Source organism: Kamptonema sp. UHCC 0994 (assembly GCF_029167235.1).
GTDB lineage: Bacteria > Cyanobacteriota > Cyanobacteriia > Cyanobacteriales > Microcoleaceae > Kamptonema.
Map to the genome: position 1 here is coordinate 1 of NZ_JARFTR010000287.1, position 15,883 is coordinate 15,883.

Genomic DNA, 15,883 nt, shown 5'->3' on the forward strand with positions numbered 1-15,883 from the left:
CTCTCCCAGTCCCCCCATCTCCCTCTCTCCCCTTCTCCCCCTCTTTCAAACCTTCTAAGAGATGAAAAACTGATAAATTCCGAGCGCATAGAACCCGATTTAAGGTTAAGGAAAGTGGCAAACTTACGTAAGTCCTTCGTCAGAGTGAGACGGAATAGATAGTCAGCAATGATGGAGGCAATCGCCTGATTAATTGTGAGACTTTGAGCGTTAATAGTGGCTAATTCAGCACAAGATAAATGGGAAGAAGCTAGTTCTTCAGGCTGCGATTCTATCAAATTGGGGCACTGCAAAATAGGAGAGGGTAGCGCTCCCATAATGCCTGTTTTCTCGAACTGTTCTAGGTGAGGAATTAACCCCTCAGCACAATTATGACTACCTAGTAGAATTTGACCGCTATCAAAGTTATTGCCAGCATCAAGATACCAGATACTGGGAATCTCCGAGTGGTGGTTATTTTCTAGTGTTTTGCCGAGGGAACGACGAGCCGCACTATTGTCAACACAGCCAATGATAATTACCAAATCATTCCAGTAAGATTTTACCAATTTGGGGTCAAAATAGTCAGGAATTGCACTAATTTCTAGCCCCCGGGTCAGATTGTAACGCAAAGCAAGAGTAGCGGCTTTATTCAGTCCGAGTTCGGATTGACAAAATCTCTGCCTGCCCAAGTTTTTCTCTTCAACAATGTCAGGGTCAACAAAGGCAACATTGACATTTTTACCAAGTTGTTTGAAAACGTAAGCTAATCGTGCTAAACTTTCAGCTATATATGAGCCAGTGCCGCCACAGCCAACGAGCCACAAGTGAAGGTGAGAGTAATCTTTGAGTAGGAGAGGAGTGGAATTCGCGTACTCAAAGTCGAGGTTTAAGGGAGTTTTGGTAAGCATCCGTGATAAAATATGGTAGAGCAAATACAGAAGTAGCTTTAATTAAGCTATAGTGTCCAAAAATTCCGATTCTGACTAAAATCTCAGGATTCAAAGTATTAACTTTACCCAAGACTGCATAGAGTCGAAACCCGCGCTCGTCAGCATCATCTGTGCTGCTAAAGAAAGCAGGCAATTCTCCGTGAGAGTGGCACTCAATTAAGGCAGTTGAGTAGGATAAAGTATCGAGAGGTTGGCAGCTTGTTCGTGTAGTGGTTTGGAGGGGAATTGTCAGTTGCCATTGATTGTTACTATCAAGGGATAGGTGAAATAAAACCTCTGTGAGATTGCCACTATTATCTTTGCTAAATGCAGCTTTTGTGCATATAGAAAGGACTAATTCTAATGGTACTGAATGAGTATCAAGGTGCAAGTACGGTTCTATAGATGGTAATCCTTTGATAGTATTGGGCATTGAATTTGCCACAGGAATCATTGCCTCTAGTCCAGGGCGAACTGAACGCACAAATACGCCGTTAGAGGCTGTAACGTATTCACAGAATACTCCAGTAGCAATGGGAGGTAGGGGAATAGAGGCATGAATGTGGCTAAAGAGTTTTAGCATTAAATTAAAGTTCGTGTTTGAAGGAGAAATGTTGAGTACAATTCCTACCTAGAATCTTTAATTTAGGTAGGGTTAGCAATCAATAGGAACTGTTCTATTAAAGAGTTAATTGACTGGTTATACCTGCTCTCAACTAAATCTTTAACAGGATAGGAACGCCTTTTTCTGAAGGCTAAACTTTTCAGATGTTCTCTGATATCTTGGGGAAACTTTCGGCTTTTTTGGCTGGACAAGTCAGCATTGAAAGGAGTAGTGATGAAGGTTTGCCAAGCAATATCAATGGTTTGGGTTGAAGCAACAGGTGGAGTATTTTGACCCCAGCAAATTAAACCGTTTGGGTGGATATTTGGTAAGGGAGTATGGTAAGCTTTCGCCTCTGGGTTGAAGTTGGCGACATCAGTTGCAAATACCCAATATTGAGTGTTCTGTCCTACCAATACCAAAGCGGTTAGCGGAATAGTAATCGGTTCAATATCATCAAAGTGGAGGTTATATTGGGTAGGAGGTATGAATTTTACTACCCAATTTCCTTGAGAGTTAGTTCCCCATCTTATCACCCCTGGAGGCATCCAACCTGTATCAATTGGCTCGTGAGAAAATGCAGTTCTTAAACTGACAGAGGAGAGTAGTTTGTAGTGTTCTTTTGTCCCTTCTCGATAATGGAACAAGTATTGTTCTTTGATGAACAGTAATTCAGCATCAATTTCTGTTAGCTGTCGGGGAGCTATTTGCAGAATTTCACGGAAGAGTTCTCCTGATAAGTGTTGCATAATAGCTTAAAATTGATAGAGGTTATAGAGCTAACCCGATAGGTAAGGTTAGCTCCTAGTTGGAAATTAGTATTCGTCTGATTTCATTAGAGTAGCAACTCTCCAAGTTTTATCCGGGTCTTCTGGACATTCTGAACCCACCTCTCGATTTTCCACCCAAGCTTTTCTGTCAAAATAATCAATTTTGAAAAAGTAGTTTCTGCTATCAAGTTGAATAGCAAGAAAATCTCGTTCTCCGTAGGGGTTGTTGCCAGATTCAAAACTGTTAAAATCTCTTACTAATTGCAGTAACTTTTGTTGCTGTTCAGAAGGAAGAGCTTTTACAGCTTGAGTAATCCGAATTTCACCAATGTTTCTATTTCCTTGACGTAATTGGTCATTGAGACGTGCAATTCTTTCGGCTGTTGTTAGAGTTTCATTCATGCTTAAGACCTCAATTTTCAATAACAACAACCGCACTAGCGGTTGCTGCGAAGTTCAGAGTCTTTATATGGATTACCTAAATGTTTGCTATACACCAGGTTGACTAGGCGGAAGCTTACCAGTATCCATTTGTAGCAATCATTTGGGTAAACGATATTAGACCTGAAAGTCTCACTCGTAATTATTCGGATTCACGGATAACTCAAATTGACAAAGTGCTTTTGTTCCAGAGATCAAGAATTTCCTGAAAATGTTGATAGCGGTTAGTAGCAAGCCAGTCTATAACCTGTTGAGCTTGGGTTATTAATTCTTTAGCACTTTGCCATTGCGCTGATAAAGATATCAAGTTTTCGACAGTCCATTCTCTAAATTGATACTCGTCTTGAGCACAGCCGTCTAGCCAAATATTACCTGTTGAATAATTGAGGAAACTTAGTGCAATTGGCACCGATTTTTTGGGAGAGTCAGCCAGAGAGCAAAGCTCTTGGAATTGCATATGATTGATACTATCGGGTGATAGAATGTGAGAAAATAAAACCTTAAATTCCTCTTCATACCAACCTTGTGCGTCATTTTCAGTTAGCCAATCTAGTCCTTTAGAAGTTAGAGGCAACAAGATTTGCCACTCAGGGGCTAATGACTCAATATCATAATCTTCATAGCTCAACCAATCTAAACCCCAAGGCTCTATTAGGAGTTCGTCGAGGCGTTCTTCTTGGGCTATTTCTAATTGCCAGGGGCTGATAGGGATAAGTTCTGTTTCGTCAAGCCGACTGAAAAATTCTAATTCGCGGGGGCTATGAATGTCAGGACTATCAGAGTAAATAGAACTGGTACTGGTGGCAAATTCAGTTGGAAAAAAGTGTTGGTAAAGATTGATAATTTGAGCACTATTGAGCGTTTGCTGGAGAAATTCAATCGCTTCAATTGGCTTGGGTACTGGGTAGGAGTGTCGCAAACCAGCGATGGCTTGCGACACAGATAAAAAGGTTGCAGGCATTAAAAATTAAGGGGAATTTGGGGATGTACAGCCGCTGGCGCAAGTTGCATTTTTTTGAGAGTTGCTTTAAATTTCTGTAGTTCTTCTTCACCTCTTGCTATTGCTTGAGAGATTTCTTGAGTGCGACTTGCTAAGGTTAGCGGAGTAACATAACCGTTGATAGATTCACATTGGAGAGCCCAAGTGAGTTGGACAGCTTGATTTGGTTCTTCTGGTGCTACCATAAGTGAGGCGAGTGGGGAATGGGGAATTGGGAGTGGGGGTGAGGAGGAGAGTGGGAGAAAGGGAGTGGGGGAGAGGATTTGATGAGTTTTTATCTGGCATTGAAATACAGAATTGTTATGCAGTACGGATAGTTCTTTTTGCGACTCTTCTACACCTTTTGTCTTGGCTTGTTTGATGATTTTAATGGGTTGACCTGCTTTTCTTTCAATCGTAGCTTCGCTTAATTCCGGGAAGTAAGGAAGCAGGACTTCGAGTAATTTTTCATCATTTGAAGTAATTTCGTTGGGCAGTTCAATTTGTCTGCCTTCGTATTCTATTAGACTCATTTTTTACCTCTTTAAAACAAGGAAATTTGGACTCCGATTTCACCCTTATTGACGGGGGAATCAGTAGGCTTTTGAGGAGTTTGTTTAGCTTTCTTGCGGGGTTGACTAACAGCAGAGCGAATTTGAGCACTCACTTTTCGGTTAGGTAGGTTGAAGGCTAACCGCTGGAGCAATTCTTGTAAAGCACTTGGCCAAGTTCCAATTGAGTTCTCTCTAACTTGTGTTAATAGTGGTAAGTCGTCGTGGCTCGTTGCTGTAATTTCTACGATTCGCCCTTCTGGATGCCCGTCCTCTGGTCGCATAATAATGTGGATTTTGACTGTGCAAAGATTGAATTCATAAGGTTCTGATTCTCCTTCATTAAGTAAGTCAGGATTCTGTGAAATTTTTTCAGTTTCGTTGATAGTTTCACCCACCTTTTGAGCAGGTGAAAACTGGATTTCCTCTACAGTTGCTTCGGAATTTGGTTCTATTTGGGTCATGGCTGGGTTCGCAGTACAAGCAAGTGCCGCTTATTCTCAAAAATTGCCGCGATCGCGGCCCTGCTTAAAAATTTAGTAGAGTTTTAAATAGCCCTTAGCCAAGGGCTTGACATTAGGTTAGCGGAGGTAATACAATTAAATCATTGATAGACAACTTATCTCCGCTAACCAGTCTATGAACCCCATCCAGCAAAGAATCCAGCACATCCGCTCTCAGATCCAACTCCTACAAGCAGAAGGAGAAGTAGCACCGGAGTGCGTCTGGATCTCCCGGTTTAGTGCTCGCAATCGACCAGGAGGCAAGGTTTATCACTATTACAAGCTGATGCAGGAACAGGATCACAAGGTTAAGCAACTGTGCTATTTGGGTAAGCCTTCCAATCCAAAGTACAAGCGTTGGTTAGCGGCGATCGAGCGGCGCAACCAGATTCAGGAATTAGAAGCGATCGCCAAACGGTTACAGCGCCAGTTAGTTAACGAAGATTCTGCGCCGTTAGAGGGCATGAGCCAGAGTCAAGCGAAAGTTACTCCGCTAACTAATCTCATTGCCAAACTTCAACCTCTTTTAACTAGAAAGAAGCCTGGGAAAATTAGCATGGTCAGCAGCGAGGTGGAATTATTGTTGTCACTTATAAAACAACATTCTCATGAGTTCTCTGCACAAATAATCTATTAGCTATCTATGTTTGTGGAGCAATACTAGCAGCGTATTTACCAACAAATTCCTTAATTAATTTGCATGAAATGTTGACTTAAATTGTAATACACATCGGAAAATTAATTCACTTTTTGTGTTCAATATCTCACTCCAATGGAACAACAATTAGAACTATTCTCAATTTCTCAAATCCGTCAGAGTAATGTAACGCGTCATCCTCAATTGGTGATGAGTGCTGAAGCGCTACTCCAATGGAAGCAACGGATATTTGAGCATCAACAATCAGCCAAGGTTGAACAATTACAGCAGGGGACTTTGTTTGAGATTGCTGCTAATCCTTATGATTCCAATGAAATAAACCCCTTCGGCTTGCAATTCCAAAACCTTTCCTGTCTCGAACTGCCCGACCCTGGCGATCGCACTTGTCTCTATTTCGTTGTTGACAATACTTTGCCACTATTGCTGTATGTGGGGGAAACAGAGCTTACGCCTAAACAACGGTGGGTTAATCACTATTGCCATCGCTACATTTTTCACTACATTGAACTGCACCGACGCTATTCCTTTGATGTGGCTGTTGGGATTGCTTTTTTGTATGGAGCTCCGAGCGATCGTAAAGAGCGGCTGAAGTTAGAATCTGACTTAATTTATAAGTGGAAGTCGCCCTTTAACAAAGAGTGTTGGCAGTGGTGGGGTCAGCCTTTTAGTAAATAGGGTTTGTGGCAGGTTTGTTTGCATTTGCTGAAAAAGTAAATCGACAAGCTACACAGCTTGATAATTAGTTAGTAGTTTCGTCGTGGCGCGGGCGTTGTGTGCGAGTCCCTTGTCGTCCGTGTTGGCATAGTAGCAACAAATCGCCACGATCGCTGCGCTAGCCCTGCACCGGCACCGGTTACGATCGCGGACACATTGTCCCCAGTGGCGATCGCACCAAAACCAAAGCAGATAACTCGGCTACTTTCCTGATGAGCAATATGATGCCCCAGGTGCCGGAACTCAACCGTGAGGTGTGGCGCGAATTTGAGGAGTATTGCCGCCTGCTTATTTCTTTCGGCAAAGAACTCTACATAGTGGCGGGGCCTTATGGGAAAAAGGGAGCGATCGCAAACGGTAAAGTTACCGTTCCTTCTCACAACTGGAAAGCGGTGCTCGTCCTTGACCGTCCGGGTCGCGGACTGAGTGGAGTCACAGCCCAAAGCCAAACAATTGCAGTGTGGATGCCCAACGATAAAGCGATCGCCTCTGGAATCAGAATTCTACTTCTCCATCAGATTTACCCTGCCCGAAATTCATGGAGTTTGTCCTTTTGTTCATCTTCTATTATTTGAAAATTTTCCATGTCCGATCCTCAAGTGGGTATCCAAAAGTTCCAACTTTTGCTCTAGCGTCCACCGCTGCCTCGGTTGCAGGATGAGTTCGCCGTTGTAGTAACTCGCTCCTTCGGGTTCCCACAATTCCTCCGGTGCGGTGTTGGGGTCTGCTCGGAAGTCGGGGCAAGTATCGGTGTTGGGGCCCGTCGGATGGACTGCACAGAGGAGGTATAGGTTGCGGGCGTAGAGGAGACAGCGATCGCACTCGGGGAGTTTGGGCATGGTGGGGGTGTTGGGTTTGGGTTTGGGTTTAGTTTCCCAAAAATTGAGGTGTTAGTGGTGATCGCAATATTCAAAACGGCTAATCAAATCCAAGCGCGATCGCAATAATAATTAGCCCATCGCTGTTTAGGCTCGCGCTTTGTTTTTCCTTTGATATTGGTTTATTCTGTCACAGCTTCTCAACATTGAGATGATTCGTTGAGAATATGTCGCTCAACTTCACTCAATTTTTTGGCTTCCATGGAGTACATGTAGTGACCTGCAATCATAAACGCTCAGACCTGCAATCAAGACTTTTGTGAGCCAGGATTAACTGCAACTATAATTGTGCTTCAGCCAGGATTAATTGCAACTGAGACTGCAATCATCGGTTTCAGCCAGGATTATTTGCAACTGACAGATATCCAAGTAATGAAACTCGTTGCGATCGCACGATATGTTGCCTTTGATTTATTTACCGGGTTTCGTTACTAAATTTAAGGTCACAACTGGCGAGATTTGAGGAAGGGTTGGGATGGTAAAAAAAAGGAGCGTTTTCTTTACTGTCAGTTGCAGTTACTTTTAGCGCTATATTTTTCATCGGGGAGCAATTTATCAGGTCGCTTATAGCTGAATTGGCGACTGTACAGTTGTTTGAGGTAGCTCAAAGTTTAGTTGCAGTTAATCCTGGTTGAAGTGGATGATTGCAGTCTCGGTTGCAGTTAATCCTGGCTCAGTTGCAATTAATCCTGGCTGAAGCACAATTATAGTTGCAATTAATCCTGGCTCACAAAAGTTTTGATTGCAGGTTTGAGCGTTTATGATTGCAGGTCGCTACAAGTACAGATCGTTCAGCACAGCCTTGACGTTGGCAAATTGAAAATACTCCGTCAGCGTGCCAATGCGAAAATTAAACGCCTTGTAGCGGTGCTTAAAATACAATTCCACATTCCCCCGGTGTTCCCAAAATCCCAGCAGGTTAACCATCACATCCGAGTAATGAACTCTCAAATCTCGCTGCACTTCTGCAATTCTCTCCTCAATTAATCGTGTCGTTACACCGATTTTGTAGAAGATTTTACCATCAGCTTTAACCTCTAGGAAATACAGCGAATTTAACAGAATGCGCCGAAACTGTGCGCGGTAAATCTTCAAATCAGCGAGTCTTTCATTCAAACAGGAAAGTCCAGCAGCAACGGCCACTTCTACCGATTGCTCTAACCTCACTAACTCTGATAATAACAAGGGTTCTTGGACTTGATTGAACAACGCCAGGGGCAACGCCGCGACGGGGATTTTACCGAGGTTCGTAAAATCATAAAATTTCTCATCTTCTGATTGCAATAACCCCTTTAATTCCCATCGAAAACTAATCAAATCTCTGGGAATGGGACGGTCACTAACGCCGTACTCTTTCCACAGCACTTTCAACTGTTCCAATTCCTCACCTTTGAGTTGGATATTGAAATTGTCGTAGAGAGGTAGCGAGGGAAACGCTTTAGTTTTAATCCGCTGAGAAACGGGCTTACAAGTTTCCCCGGTGTGAGCGAAATGATGTTCTTTTATGTTCCCTTTTTTTGCTGTAAGTTCGCCACCGCAGTAAAGGCAAGTTAGCTGAGTTTTTCCGCGCACGACTTCATCAACACTCACCAGTTCGCCACCGGGAGCAACACCAAATTTCAGCCACATTGTTAAAAATTCTCCTCAAAGCAGGTTTGAAGATGCACCCGCTTTCTGGATTTTAACAATTTTGTTGGGGTGGTGATTGTTAGCCAAACAACTCTACCAAAAGCGCGGAACTCCGCGATGAATGAATTTTGATTCTAAGGCTGAGTTTTCCGACTAGCTAATTAGCGACAACTCTCTAGGGAAGCCCATCTCGAATCAAACGAATCATATCGAAGAAACATACGTTGAGTATGTTTAAATCTTTCCGTCATTTTGAAGCCATGTTTTTTTAAAAACGCAGCCATCGCCTTAGTAATCGGCGGCTCTACGTCAAACTCCCCGAACTCAGAAATAAACTTAGGCCATGCTTCCGAGAGAAGTCCTCGTCCCCGCCAGTATGGATGCAACCAAACCCATTGCAGTTCGTAGCCTGATTCTTGCCGATAAAAACAACAAGCTCCAATACAGGGGACTTGAAACTCTTTGGAGCTATCTCGAGCTTCAGGATGAATCCACAGAAAAGCGACTTGATTTGGGTCCGTTTCAGAATATTGAAGCATACACCCAATCTCTTTACTAAAAAAGTGGTTAATATCGCAAACTGCTTTTTTTTCACAATTAAGAGATGTCGTCGTTATCCTGACAGGATTATGGAATTGACCGCCTCTGATTAAAGGGCAAATAATATCCGTAGCATCGGGGTAGATTGCCAGCATTGTTTCACTTCCTCCTTGAGATTTAAGAGTTTGTATCTGAATTGAGCAAAGTCCTGAAGGCCGCTTGCTTTGCCTTACCCAACATCAACCAAATTTTCTCCTGGTTGGCAGCCCCGCTGTGGCAAACTGAACTGATAATTTCCTGGACATCGATCGCATATTTAGTATCGGCTTCACAAATCGCATCATTGATAAATTCCACCACCTCTAACTCGGTTTCGTTCAGTCCATCATCAACATCGTCAATAATTTTGGCAACATCCGTCAATAACTGCGGTGTAAGGTTTTCAGATCCGCTCTGTGTTTTGGGGGGGGTGTTTTGGGGGGTCTGTTGGGGGGTTAAATGTTGATAATGTTGATGGTTTGTTGCCGTTCTGCAAACACCATCAACACCATGTTCTGTATAGGTTTGAGTGCTTTGTTGACACTGTTGATCACCAAGAGGATACATCTCGTTTTTTGAGATTATGCCAGTCTCTACAATTGGTGTAATTATTGAATTTTTTGAAGTCGTGAAATTTTTGTCAACCTTATCAACAAATCCATCAACACCACACCCCATAACGCTTTGAGTAGGTTGGCAAACCGGCAACAAACCATCAACATTGTCAACATTATTTGGGGTTTGGGAGTAAACCTTGCCATCCCAGGACCCATACCCGGCGGTATTGCCCAGCACTTCGCACCATTCCCGAATTTGAGCCCCAGAAATCGATTTGAGCGCTCGCACTCCCATCTTTAAATCGCGGGGCGCGACTGGTTTATTCTTGCGTTTCGCAAATTCATGGATTCTCAACATTTGCTCAGTCAAGTTGCTAACTTCGGGGTTTTGGGTAGTGTGGAACAGCACCCATTGATGGGCGTAGTAATTAGTTAGCTTGATAGCTTGGCTTACCGTATCTGCACTAACTTGGGGTTCTGGCTTTACTCCGGCGAGTGCCGCGTTTACCAAGTGGAGCCACAAGCAGAAGCGACCAAAGTAGGTTTCCAGCTTGGGGTAAACGTTTTGCAGTCCGGTCAAGTTGGTTTCTAGTAGTTGGCGCGTTAACTCATGTTGATATTCTTGCCAGATTGGTTTAGCTTCCATTGACAAGCCATAAATATTGGCTTCCTGGTTTGCGATCGCCTGATAGAGTTGGGTTAAGGTTTCGGTCAATCCCGTTTCCGTTTCATTATTTAGATCGATAAAACTTGGTGGGGCAGGGGAAATGTCAATCAACCACCGCGCCCAATACCCCGCCGCGTCGTCAAAGTTACCCATTAATTTTTTGAAAGTCTTCGTCTGGGTGCTGCCAGTGCGACAGACGTGGGGGTTGGCGACGAAACTACTCCCGGAAACGCGATCGACAATTAAGGGCTTCCCGTTAAATTCGCTTAAATCCAATTCGATATCATCACCTTGCCCGCCCCGGTATTTATTCAAACTGGTATAAAACCCACTGCCCTCGTCTCGGTAAATTAAGAACCCATTGGGGTTTTCGTTGTGAATTTTTGTGAGTTTTTCTGGCGTTACATCCCCTAAAATGTAGCGCTTTCTGATGGGTAGTTTGGGTGGTGGTGAGTCGGCGCGGTCTTTTTTTGGCTTCCGTTCATATTGCCGCAATTCCTCCTCAAACTGTAATTTTTCCTGTTCAAATTTAGCGGCTGCCTCGGTTTCAAGTTGGGTTAAAGGATCTAAAATTGCACATTGCGCGGGGGTTTTTTTCGCCCCTGTATTGGCGATAATTAACGTCCTGAAAATTGCACTTTGCTTGTAGTTAGATTTGGGATGAATCATAATCTTGCTATCAGCTTTAATGCAACTGGCACTAGCGGCCACCAAAGTAGTGAACAGCCAAGAAGCCGAGGTAGGCATAGCTGCGGCGGTTTCTATTAATTGCCTTGCTAGTTTCCCGCCGTCGCCAATTAAGTAATCATAAGGGTTAAGGGTGCTTGTCCGCAGTCGTGCAATTTCCTTTAAATTCTCTGTTTGTTCTGGCTTCTCGTCATCAGCTTGATGCTCTTGTTTTAAGGCTTGATATTGTTCCTTAATTGCGTTCAAGTTGCGGCGCTCGGTACGGTTAGCGAGGGAGTTTAACCGTCGGCGAACTTCAGAAGTTTTGGGGTCATCTTCTATTAGTTTCTTGAGTTCTGTTTCCAGTTCCTCCTCACTGAGTCGTTGCGCTGTGGGGTGCGTCAGGATGTTGGTTTGTGGTTGTGGTTTTAATGCTACGGAGCCGTTGGTTTGGTAGTTGGTTGAGGCGCGATCGCGTTTGACAAAATTATTCCAATACCAACCCTTCACGCAATTCTCCACACCTTCACCTTTACTTGCAGGCGTTGGGTGCTTGCTGTTGGCTGACTTCCAAACTGACTCAACTTCTTTCTGTGGCAGTGGCGGGTGGCAGCACTGAGCAAACTCTTGTAGTAGTAATTGGGGGTCGCCGTCAAACGCTTGATTGATGGAGTGCAAATAATTAGCAGTGCCAATCAAATCCCGTGCCAGTTTCGCCGCTGCTTCGTTTCTCCCGCCCTCACTTACACCGTTAAGCAGTTCTCGCGAACTACGTGCTAGACAAAACTCTAGCGGGATACTAGCAGCTACGGGTAGGGTGATGTTCTCATAGGGAGTAAATTGTTGCTGCTGTTTCGGTGGCTCTACTGTTGGCTCTGGATTGGCTAATTTCACGACCAAATGACATAACCAATCAGGCGCGATCGCTACTGGCACATTGACGGGTGAATTTATCCATTTATAAGAACCAGTTTCGGGGTGTCGGCTGGGGGGCAAAACCGAAGACACCTTGTTGTAGCGGAAATCTAAATCGCAATCGTTCTTAAACGAACCCCATTCTCTGATAGCCTTGTGCGTTAAGGGTTTAAGCCGTTCCCGGTATTGTTCGGGGATTTGATAGAGCAGTTGGCGACGGCCTGGTTTGCCAGATGTCCAGCTAACTGTTAGCGGTAAGTCGCCGCCGCTAACTAGCTGTAATAATTCTTCAGCCTGAGCTCCATCTACATCTATGGCTAACAGTCCATCTGAATAATCCCCGGCGCGAAGCCCAAAGCCTGAATAATAGGCACGGTAAGCCTTCCCATTTTTTTTACTGATTTTTTCTTCCCCATTCAAAATCAAATCCGCAATGTGGGAATGGGGGATAAATGGTTCATTTTCCCATCCATCGCGCTTAGAGGCTTTGTCTTGTAGTGGGGTGAGACTCCAGTGCGCCGGGATATCTTTGATGCCTGCGGCGATCGCGGCGGCGTTAGGGGCTTGATTCCAGATTTTCCATTCTTGATTAACTTGGTCGGAATTGGGTAGGATGCTGGTCATTGTTTGTTCCCTGTTTAATTTACAGAAAACCCCCATGTCCTTAGAAGAGGTGAGTAAATCGAATTGGCAAATTTGCCAAGTTGCGAGTATTATGGAAATTGAGAATTGTTTGCTCACCTCTTCTAAAGGTTAGCGGGTTTAAAAGCACCGGGCGTGTCGAGCGCCGCTGGTGCTTTATCATTTTAGGGGCTTTTTGGTGAGCGAGTCATCAATGTTTACAGTTTGATACTTTTACTCGTCTAATAGGGACTGTGACAGTTGCTCAGAGGGTAACGGCACGGCTGGCAATTCCTCCTCTACGTGGGGATATGTGAATTTCCCTGTGTAAGAGAGCATGGAAAGCGAAGCGATCGCACCGCGTACCTGTTCCGGCTTCACCTCTAAGTACCGCTGCAACTGTTCGAGGTTGCGGTGGCCTGAAATTTCTTGAATCACCCGCAGCGGAATCCCAGCGTTACTCATCTGGGTAAGAGCCGTGCGACGGAAGCTGTGAGAGCTAGCTCCCTCGATGCCAACTCGCTCGAAAGCTTCGCTGAGAATGGCGAGGGCTGAATCTTCGTGAATGTGTTTCCAATGATGGCAGCGGTGGCGGCTGGGGAATAAATAAGTCGGGCCAGCGTTCAGTCGCCAAGACATGAGGAGACTTCGCAAGTCTTCAATTACCGGAATGGTGCGAGTCTGTAATTTTCCTTTGGTGTTGCCTTTGCGAAAGTTGATGGTAGAGCGGACTATGCCAGAGTTCGTGTAAATATCTTTGACCATTAACAAACAAGCTTCGGCTATTCGGCAGGCGGTGTAAAGGCAGACTCCAAAAAGAACGCGATCGCGCTCAGTCTGGAACCCTTCTTTAAATAAGAGTTCAATTTCTGCTTGGGTGAGTATCTTTGCTTGGCCGTACCCTTGTATTTTCATGTAAAGCCCGTAAGCTCAATGTCTGAGAGTTTACTGCTTTACTGCATCAGTTGTGGAAATTCTTGGGGGCGATATCAAAAACTTCGAGAGAACCTTAGATAATGCTAAAAATTAGAATGGCTGAAATCAAGATTTTTGATAAAAGTCTGATGTTATAAGCATCCCCGATGATTTTTTGCCGACAGTGACAAAAGACAAAAGAGGGATAAAACCACTTCCACTCACTACGGCTAACAATATCTGGCGGTCGAAGTGAGCGATCGCCCTCAATCAAACCATGACTAAATTTTTCTTCTTCGATCTCGACGGCACACTTCGCCAACCTAAAAGCGGAGCTAAATTCATTAATAAACCCGACGATCAGGAACCAATTTCCGGCGCTCAAGAAGCAGTGAAATACTACAGCGATCGCGGTTTCATTTGCATTGGCATCACCAATCAGGGAGGCGTTGCTGCTGGCCATAAATCTTTAGAAAGCGCGATCGAAGAGCAACGAATTACTTTGCAATTATTCCCTGAACTTTCGGAGATTTTCTTTTGCCCAAACTATGAAGGGGACATCTGCTGGCAACTATCACATGACAATGTGCCATTGGAATTTAGCAATCCAGTATCAGGGGATGGCAGTACAATCTCTTGTCGCAAACCAGGACACGGAATGATAGCGATCGCATCCTCTAACTTTTGCTCACCGGAGGAACTACAGCGAGATTGCTGGATGGTAGGCGATCGCCCTGAAGATCAGCAATGTGCCACATCTGCCGGAATCAATTTCATTTGGGCAGATTACCTACACGCTAAATTTCAAGAGCCGGGAATGATAGAGATAGATCCAACCCATTTAGAGCAAACAGATGAGGGAACATTAAAACTTTTCCTCTCACTCTAAAAACGCATCGCGTTGCGCTTTTGACAAAAATGGGGAGTCCAACTCCCCAAAATGTTCTTTTGTATAAGTCTCACCCATTGTAACAGAGGAAACTGAAATGCACGATGACCAGAGAGAAAAAATCTGCGCCTTAGCAAAAACAATTTACAAATTCCAGAGCCTAGAAGATTCAGAGAAAAAATGGATAAAACCTCTCTTATCCAGAGGAATAGTTAAAACTTTGGAAATGCTGGATTTGATTGAAGGTAACACTCTTACTTTTGAAGAGATAGCAGATGATTTACAAATTCATCCGACAACTGTAACTCAGCGTATCAATGCTTTAATTGAAGGCGGTTATCCTATTTCTCTGAACGGGAAAACTGCGATCGCTGCTACAGGAAGACCAAGAAAGCTAGCCAAACGAATTGAAGAACCACGCACCCCTGGTTGAAGAAGAAAACGCAATCTAATGCGCTTTTACTCCCGGCGCAAAACTGGGGGTTTTATTTTGTATGGGTTATGCGATCGCGTTTTTAACTCTGCTAAATGATAGGATGTGCTAGCTACGAAAATGATAGGAGGTGCTAGCTACGAAGTGGGTAGCGAGTAGAAACAGTTTATCCTTATGATGATTCTTCAGAAAATAACTGTTGTTGTTACAGTATTTTTCTCTTATTAAAGAAGTAAGTTGAAAAAATTTTAGGAGACGCTAATGAATCGGCAGCAAATTATGGGGTTAACTTTTACAGGATTGGTCAGCATTATATCGCTGGGAATGCTGAGCAAGAGTGCATGGGGGCAGGCCTCCATTAACCAGACAATTTTGCATAATACCGCCCTGTCTATGCACAATACCTATCGCACTCAGCATCATAGTCCTGCGATGACCACCAGTGACTCCCTCAACAGCACCGCTCAATCTTGGGCCGAGCAGATGGCAACAACTGGAGAGCTTGCCCATAGTTCCTCCAGTCAACGGAACGGTGCGGGAGAGAACCTTTACGTCTACTACACCACGGCGGCTTCTATAGCCCCAGACACTCTTGCTAACAGCGCGGTGAAATCCTGGTACGACGAGGTGGCTAAATATAACTATGCCAATCCAGCGTTTGCTGCCAGTACGGGGCATTTTACTCAGGTGGTGTGGAAGAGTAGTACGGAATTAGGCTGCGGTGCAGCACAGGGCACTAAAACGCTTGAGGGTACGCAGTATCAAGCTTTCTATGTCGTTTGCCATTATGCTCCCCCTGGTAATGTGACTGGGCAGTTTCCCGCTAACGTCCTCAAACCGTAGTTAACCCTCTTTTGCCACTCTGATGAAAATAAAACTCATCACTAAGAAGCGATCGCCTGCCCAATAGTCGTCGGTTTGGTAGCGATCGCACAAATCGAACTCACGTTAAAACAACGGCTGGGAAGAGAGCAGGATTTACTGGCGATCGCTTATTAAGCAG

General features: G+C 44.3%; 20 protein-coding genes. 8 read left to right on the forward strand and 12 right to left on the reverse strand.

The genetic code is table 11. From position 1 onward, the window contains the following. From PY364_RS25035 to PY364_RS25065, 7 genes are all read right to left on the reverse strand, one after another. On the reverse strand, nt 1-890 hold an 890-nt coding region (locus tag PY364_RS25035; protein WP_275570416.1), incomplete at its 3' end, for a PRTRC system ThiF family protein. Then, complete coding sequence (locus PY364_RS25040; RefSeq protein ID WP_275570417.1) at nt 856-1,494, reverse strand: Mov34/MPN/PAD-1 family protein; 639 nt, start codon at nt 1,492-1,494, stop codon at nt 856-858. The genes PY364_RS25040 and PY364_RS25035, both read right to left, overlap by 35 nt. Before the next feature lie 62 nt (nt 1,495-1,556). Continuing rightward, on the reverse strand, nt 1,557-2,264 hold the full coding sequence (locus tag PY364_RS25045) for a hypothetical protein (protein WP_275570418.1): 708 nt from the start codon (nt 2,262-2,264) through the stop codon (nt 1,557-1,559). 66 nt (nt 2,265-2,330) lie between these two features. Next, nucleotides 2,331-2,687, reverse strand: coding sequence for a DUF3768 domain-containing protein (locus PY364_RS25050; RefSeq protein WP_275570419.1), 357 nt, complete (start codon nt 2,685-2,687; stop codon nt 2,331-2,333). Nucleotides 2,688-2,889: 202 nt separating this feature from the next. Next, nucleotides 2,890-3,687: a hypothetical protein gene (locus tag PY364_RS25055; RefSeq protein ID WP_275570420.1), complete on the reverse strand. Its 798-nt coding sequence runs from the start codon at nt 3,685-3,687 to the stop codon at nt 2,890-2,892. Next, on the reverse strand, nt 3,687-4,238 hold the full coding sequence (locus tag PY364_RS25060; RefSeq protein WP_275570421.1) for a hypothetical protein: 552 nt from the start codon (nt 4,236-4,238) through the stop codon (nt 3,687-3,689). The genes PY364_RS25055 and PY364_RS25060 overlap by 1 nt, the downstream gene beginning before the upstream one ends. Nucleotides 4,239-4,249: 11 nt before the next feature. Continuing rightward, on the reverse strand, nt 4,250-4,720 hold the full coding sequence (locus PY364_RS25065; protein ID WP_275570422.1) for a hypothetical protein: 471 nt from the start codon (nt 4,718-4,720) through the stop codon (nt 4,250-4,252). Nucleotides 4,721-4,895: 175 nt separating this feature from the next. On the opposite strand from PY364_RS25065, the gene PY364_RS25070 reads away from it, so the two are divergent. The 4 genes from PY364_RS25070 (at nt 4,896) to PY364_RS25085 (ending at nt 6,706) form a co-directional block, all read left to right on the forward strand. Next, the gene (locus PY364_RS25070) at nt 4,896-5,396 is read left to right on the forward strand and encodes a hypothetical protein (RefSeq protein WP_275570423.1); all 501 of its coding nucleotides are present in this window, start codon (nt 4,896-4,898) and stop codon (nt 5,394-5,396) included. Nucleotides 5,397-5,531: 135 nt separating this feature from the next. After that, nucleotides 5,532-6,092: a hypothetical protein gene (locus PY364_RS25075; RefSeq protein ID WP_275570424.1), complete on the forward strand. Its 561-nt coding sequence runs from the start codon at nt 5,532-5,534 to the stop codon at nt 6,090-6,092. 96 nt (nt 6,093-6,188) lie between these two features. Further along, nucleotides 6,189-6,344: a hypothetical protein gene (locus tag PY364_RS25080; protein ID WP_275570425.1), complete on the forward strand. Its 156-nt coding sequence runs from the start codon at nt 6,189-6,191 to the stop codon at nt 6,342-6,344. Beyond that, entirely contained in the window at nt 6,287-6,706 is a 420-nt protein-coding gene (locus tag PY364_RS25085) for a DNA/RNA non-specific endonuclease (RefSeq protein WP_275570530.1), read from the forward strand. The genes PY364_RS25080 and PY364_RS25085 overlap by 58 nt, the downstream gene beginning before the upstream one ends. Here the strand turns inward: PY364_RS25085 and PY364_RS25090 are convergent. Beyond that, a complete protein-coding gene (locus PY364_RS25090; protein ID WP_275570426.1) occupies nt 6,689-6,970 on the reverse strand; it encodes a hypothetical protein in 282 nt (93 codons plus the stop codon). The genes PY364_RS25085 and PY364_RS25090 overlap by 18 nt on opposite strands. Before the next feature lie 327 nt (nt 6,971-7,297). Between PY364_RS25090 and PY364_RS25095 the strand changes: the two genes are divergently transcribed. Continuing rightward, entirely contained in the window at nt 7,298-7,444 is a 147-nt protein-coding gene (locus tag PY364_RS25095) for a hypothetical protein (RefSeq protein ID WP_275570427.1), read from the forward strand. 339 nt (nt 7,445-7,783) lie between these two features. Here PY364_RS25095 and PY364_RS25100 read toward each other — a convergent pair whose 3' ends face one another. The 4 genes from PY364_RS25100 to PY364_RS25115 form a co-directional block, all read right to left on the reverse strand. Continuing rightward, nucleotides 7,784-8,638, reverse strand: a complete 855-nt coding sequence (locus PY364_RS25100; protein WP_275570428.1) for a GIY-YIG nuclease family protein — start codon at nt 8,636-8,638, stop codon at nt 7,784-7,786. Between the two features lie 161 nt (nt 8,639-8,799). Next, a complete protein-coding gene (locus PY364_RS25105; RefSeq protein WP_275570429.1) occupies nt 8,800-9,333 on the reverse strand; it encodes a hypothetical protein in 534 nt (177 codons plus the stop codon). Nucleotides 9,334-9,355: 22 nt separating this feature from the next. Then, on the reverse strand, nt 9,356-12,646 hold the full coding sequence (locus tag PY364_RS25110) for a DUF3987 domain-containing protein (RefSeq protein WP_275570430.1): 3,291 nt from the start codon (nt 12,644-12,646) through the stop codon (nt 9,356-9,358). A 231-nt stretch (nt 12,647-12,877) separates the two neighbouring features. Then, a complete protein-coding gene (locus PY364_RS25115; protein ID WP_275570431.1) occupies nt 12,878-13,558 on the reverse strand; it encodes a tyrosine-type recombinase/integrase in 681 nt (226 codons plus the stop codon). Nucleotides 13,559-13,835: 277 nt separating this feature from the next. Here PY364_RS25115 and PY364_RS25120 point away from each other — a divergent pair, with 277 nt between their 5' ends. The 3 genes from PY364_RS25120 (at nt 13,836) to PY364_RS25130 (ending at nt 15,723) form a co-directional block, all read left to right on the forward strand. Continuing rightward, nucleotides 13,836-14,447, forward strand: a complete 612-nt coding sequence (locus PY364_RS25120; protein ID WP_275570432.1) for an HAD hydrolase-like protein — start codon at nt 13,836-13,838, stop codon at nt 14,445-14,447. Nucleotides 14,448-14,544: 97 nt separating this feature from the next. Further along, nucleotides 14,545-14,880 carry an HTH domain-containing protein gene (locus PY364_RS25125; protein ID WP_275570433.1) on the forward strand — a complete coding sequence of 112 codons (336 nt, stop codon included), beginning with the start codon at nt 14,545-14,547 and terminating at the stop codon, nt 14,878-14,880. A 261-nt stretch (nt 14,881-15,141) separates the two neighbouring features. After that, on the forward strand, nt 15,142-15,723 hold the full coding sequence (locus tag PY364_RS25130; RefSeq protein WP_275570434.1) for a CAP family protein: 582 nt from the start codon (nt 15,142-15,144) through the stop codon (nt 15,721-15,723). The last annotated feature ends 160 nt before the right edge of the window (nt 15,724-15,883 follow it).

Bases quoted from the DNA above. Each gene is read 5' to 3' on its own strand.
- PY364_RS25105 (WP_275570429.1), bottom strand. From the start codon at position 9,333: ATGCTGGCAATCTACCCCGATGCTACGGATATTATTTGCCCTTTAATC.
- PY364_RS25115 (WP_275570431.1), bottom strand. From the start codon at position 13,558: ATGAAAATACAAGGGTACGGCCAAGCAAAGATACTCACCCAAGCAGAA.
- PY364_RS25130 (WP_275570434.1), top strand. From the start codon at position 15,142: ATGAATCGGCAGCAAATTATGGGGTTAACTTTTACAGGATTGGTCAGC.
- PY364_RS25070 (WP_275570423.1), top strand. From the start codon at position 4,896: ATGAACCCCATCCAGCAAAGAATCCAGCACATCCGCTCTCAGATCCAA.
- PY364_RS25055 (WP_275570420.1), bottom strand. From the start codon at position 3,687: ATGCCTGCAACCTTTTTATCTGTGTCGCAAGCCATCGCTGGTTTGCGA.
- PY364_RS25120 (WP_275570432.1), top strand. From the start codon at position 13,836: ATGACTAAATTTTTCTTCTTCGATCTCGACGGCACACTTCGCCAACCT.
- PY364_RS25060 (WP_275570421.1), bottom strand. From the start codon at position 4,238: ATGAGTCTAATAGAATACGAAGGCAGACAAATTGAACTGCCCAACGAA.
- PY364_RS25065 (WP_275570422.1), bottom strand. From the start codon at position 4,720: ATGACCCAAATAGAACCAAATTCCGAAGCAACTGTAGAGGAAATCCAG.
- PY364_RS25100 (WP_275570428.1), bottom strand. From the start codon at position 8,638: ATGTGGCTGAAATTTGGTGTTGCTCCCGGTGGCGAACTGGTGAGTGTT.
- PY364_RS25040 (WP_275570417.1), bottom strand. From the start codon at position 1,494: ATGCTAAAACTCTTTAGCCACATTCATGCCTCTATTCCCCTACCTCCC.
- PY364_RS25075 (WP_275570424.1), top strand. From the start codon at position 5,532: ATGGAACAACAATTAGAACTATTCTCAATTTCTCAAATCCGTCAGAGT.
- PY364_RS25125 (WP_275570433.1), top strand. From the start codon at position 14,545: ATGCACGATGACCAGAGAGAAAAAATCTGCGCCTTAGCAAAAACAATT.
- PY364_RS25045 (WP_275570418.1), bottom strand. From the start codon at position 2,264: ATGCAACACTTATCAGGAGAACTCTTCCGTGAAATTCTGCAAATAGCT.
- PY364_RS25110 (WP_275570430.1), bottom strand. From the start codon at position 12,646: ATGACCAGCATCCTACCCAATTCCGACCAAGTTAATCAAGAATGGAAA.
- PY364_RS25090 (WP_275570426.1), bottom strand. From the start codon at position 6,970: ATGCCCAAACTCCCCGAGTGCGATCGCTGTCTCCTCTACGCCCGCAAC.
- PY364_RS25050 (WP_275570419.1), bottom strand. From the start codon at position 2,687: ATGAATGAAACTCTAACAACAGCCGAAAGAATTGCACGTCTCAATGAC.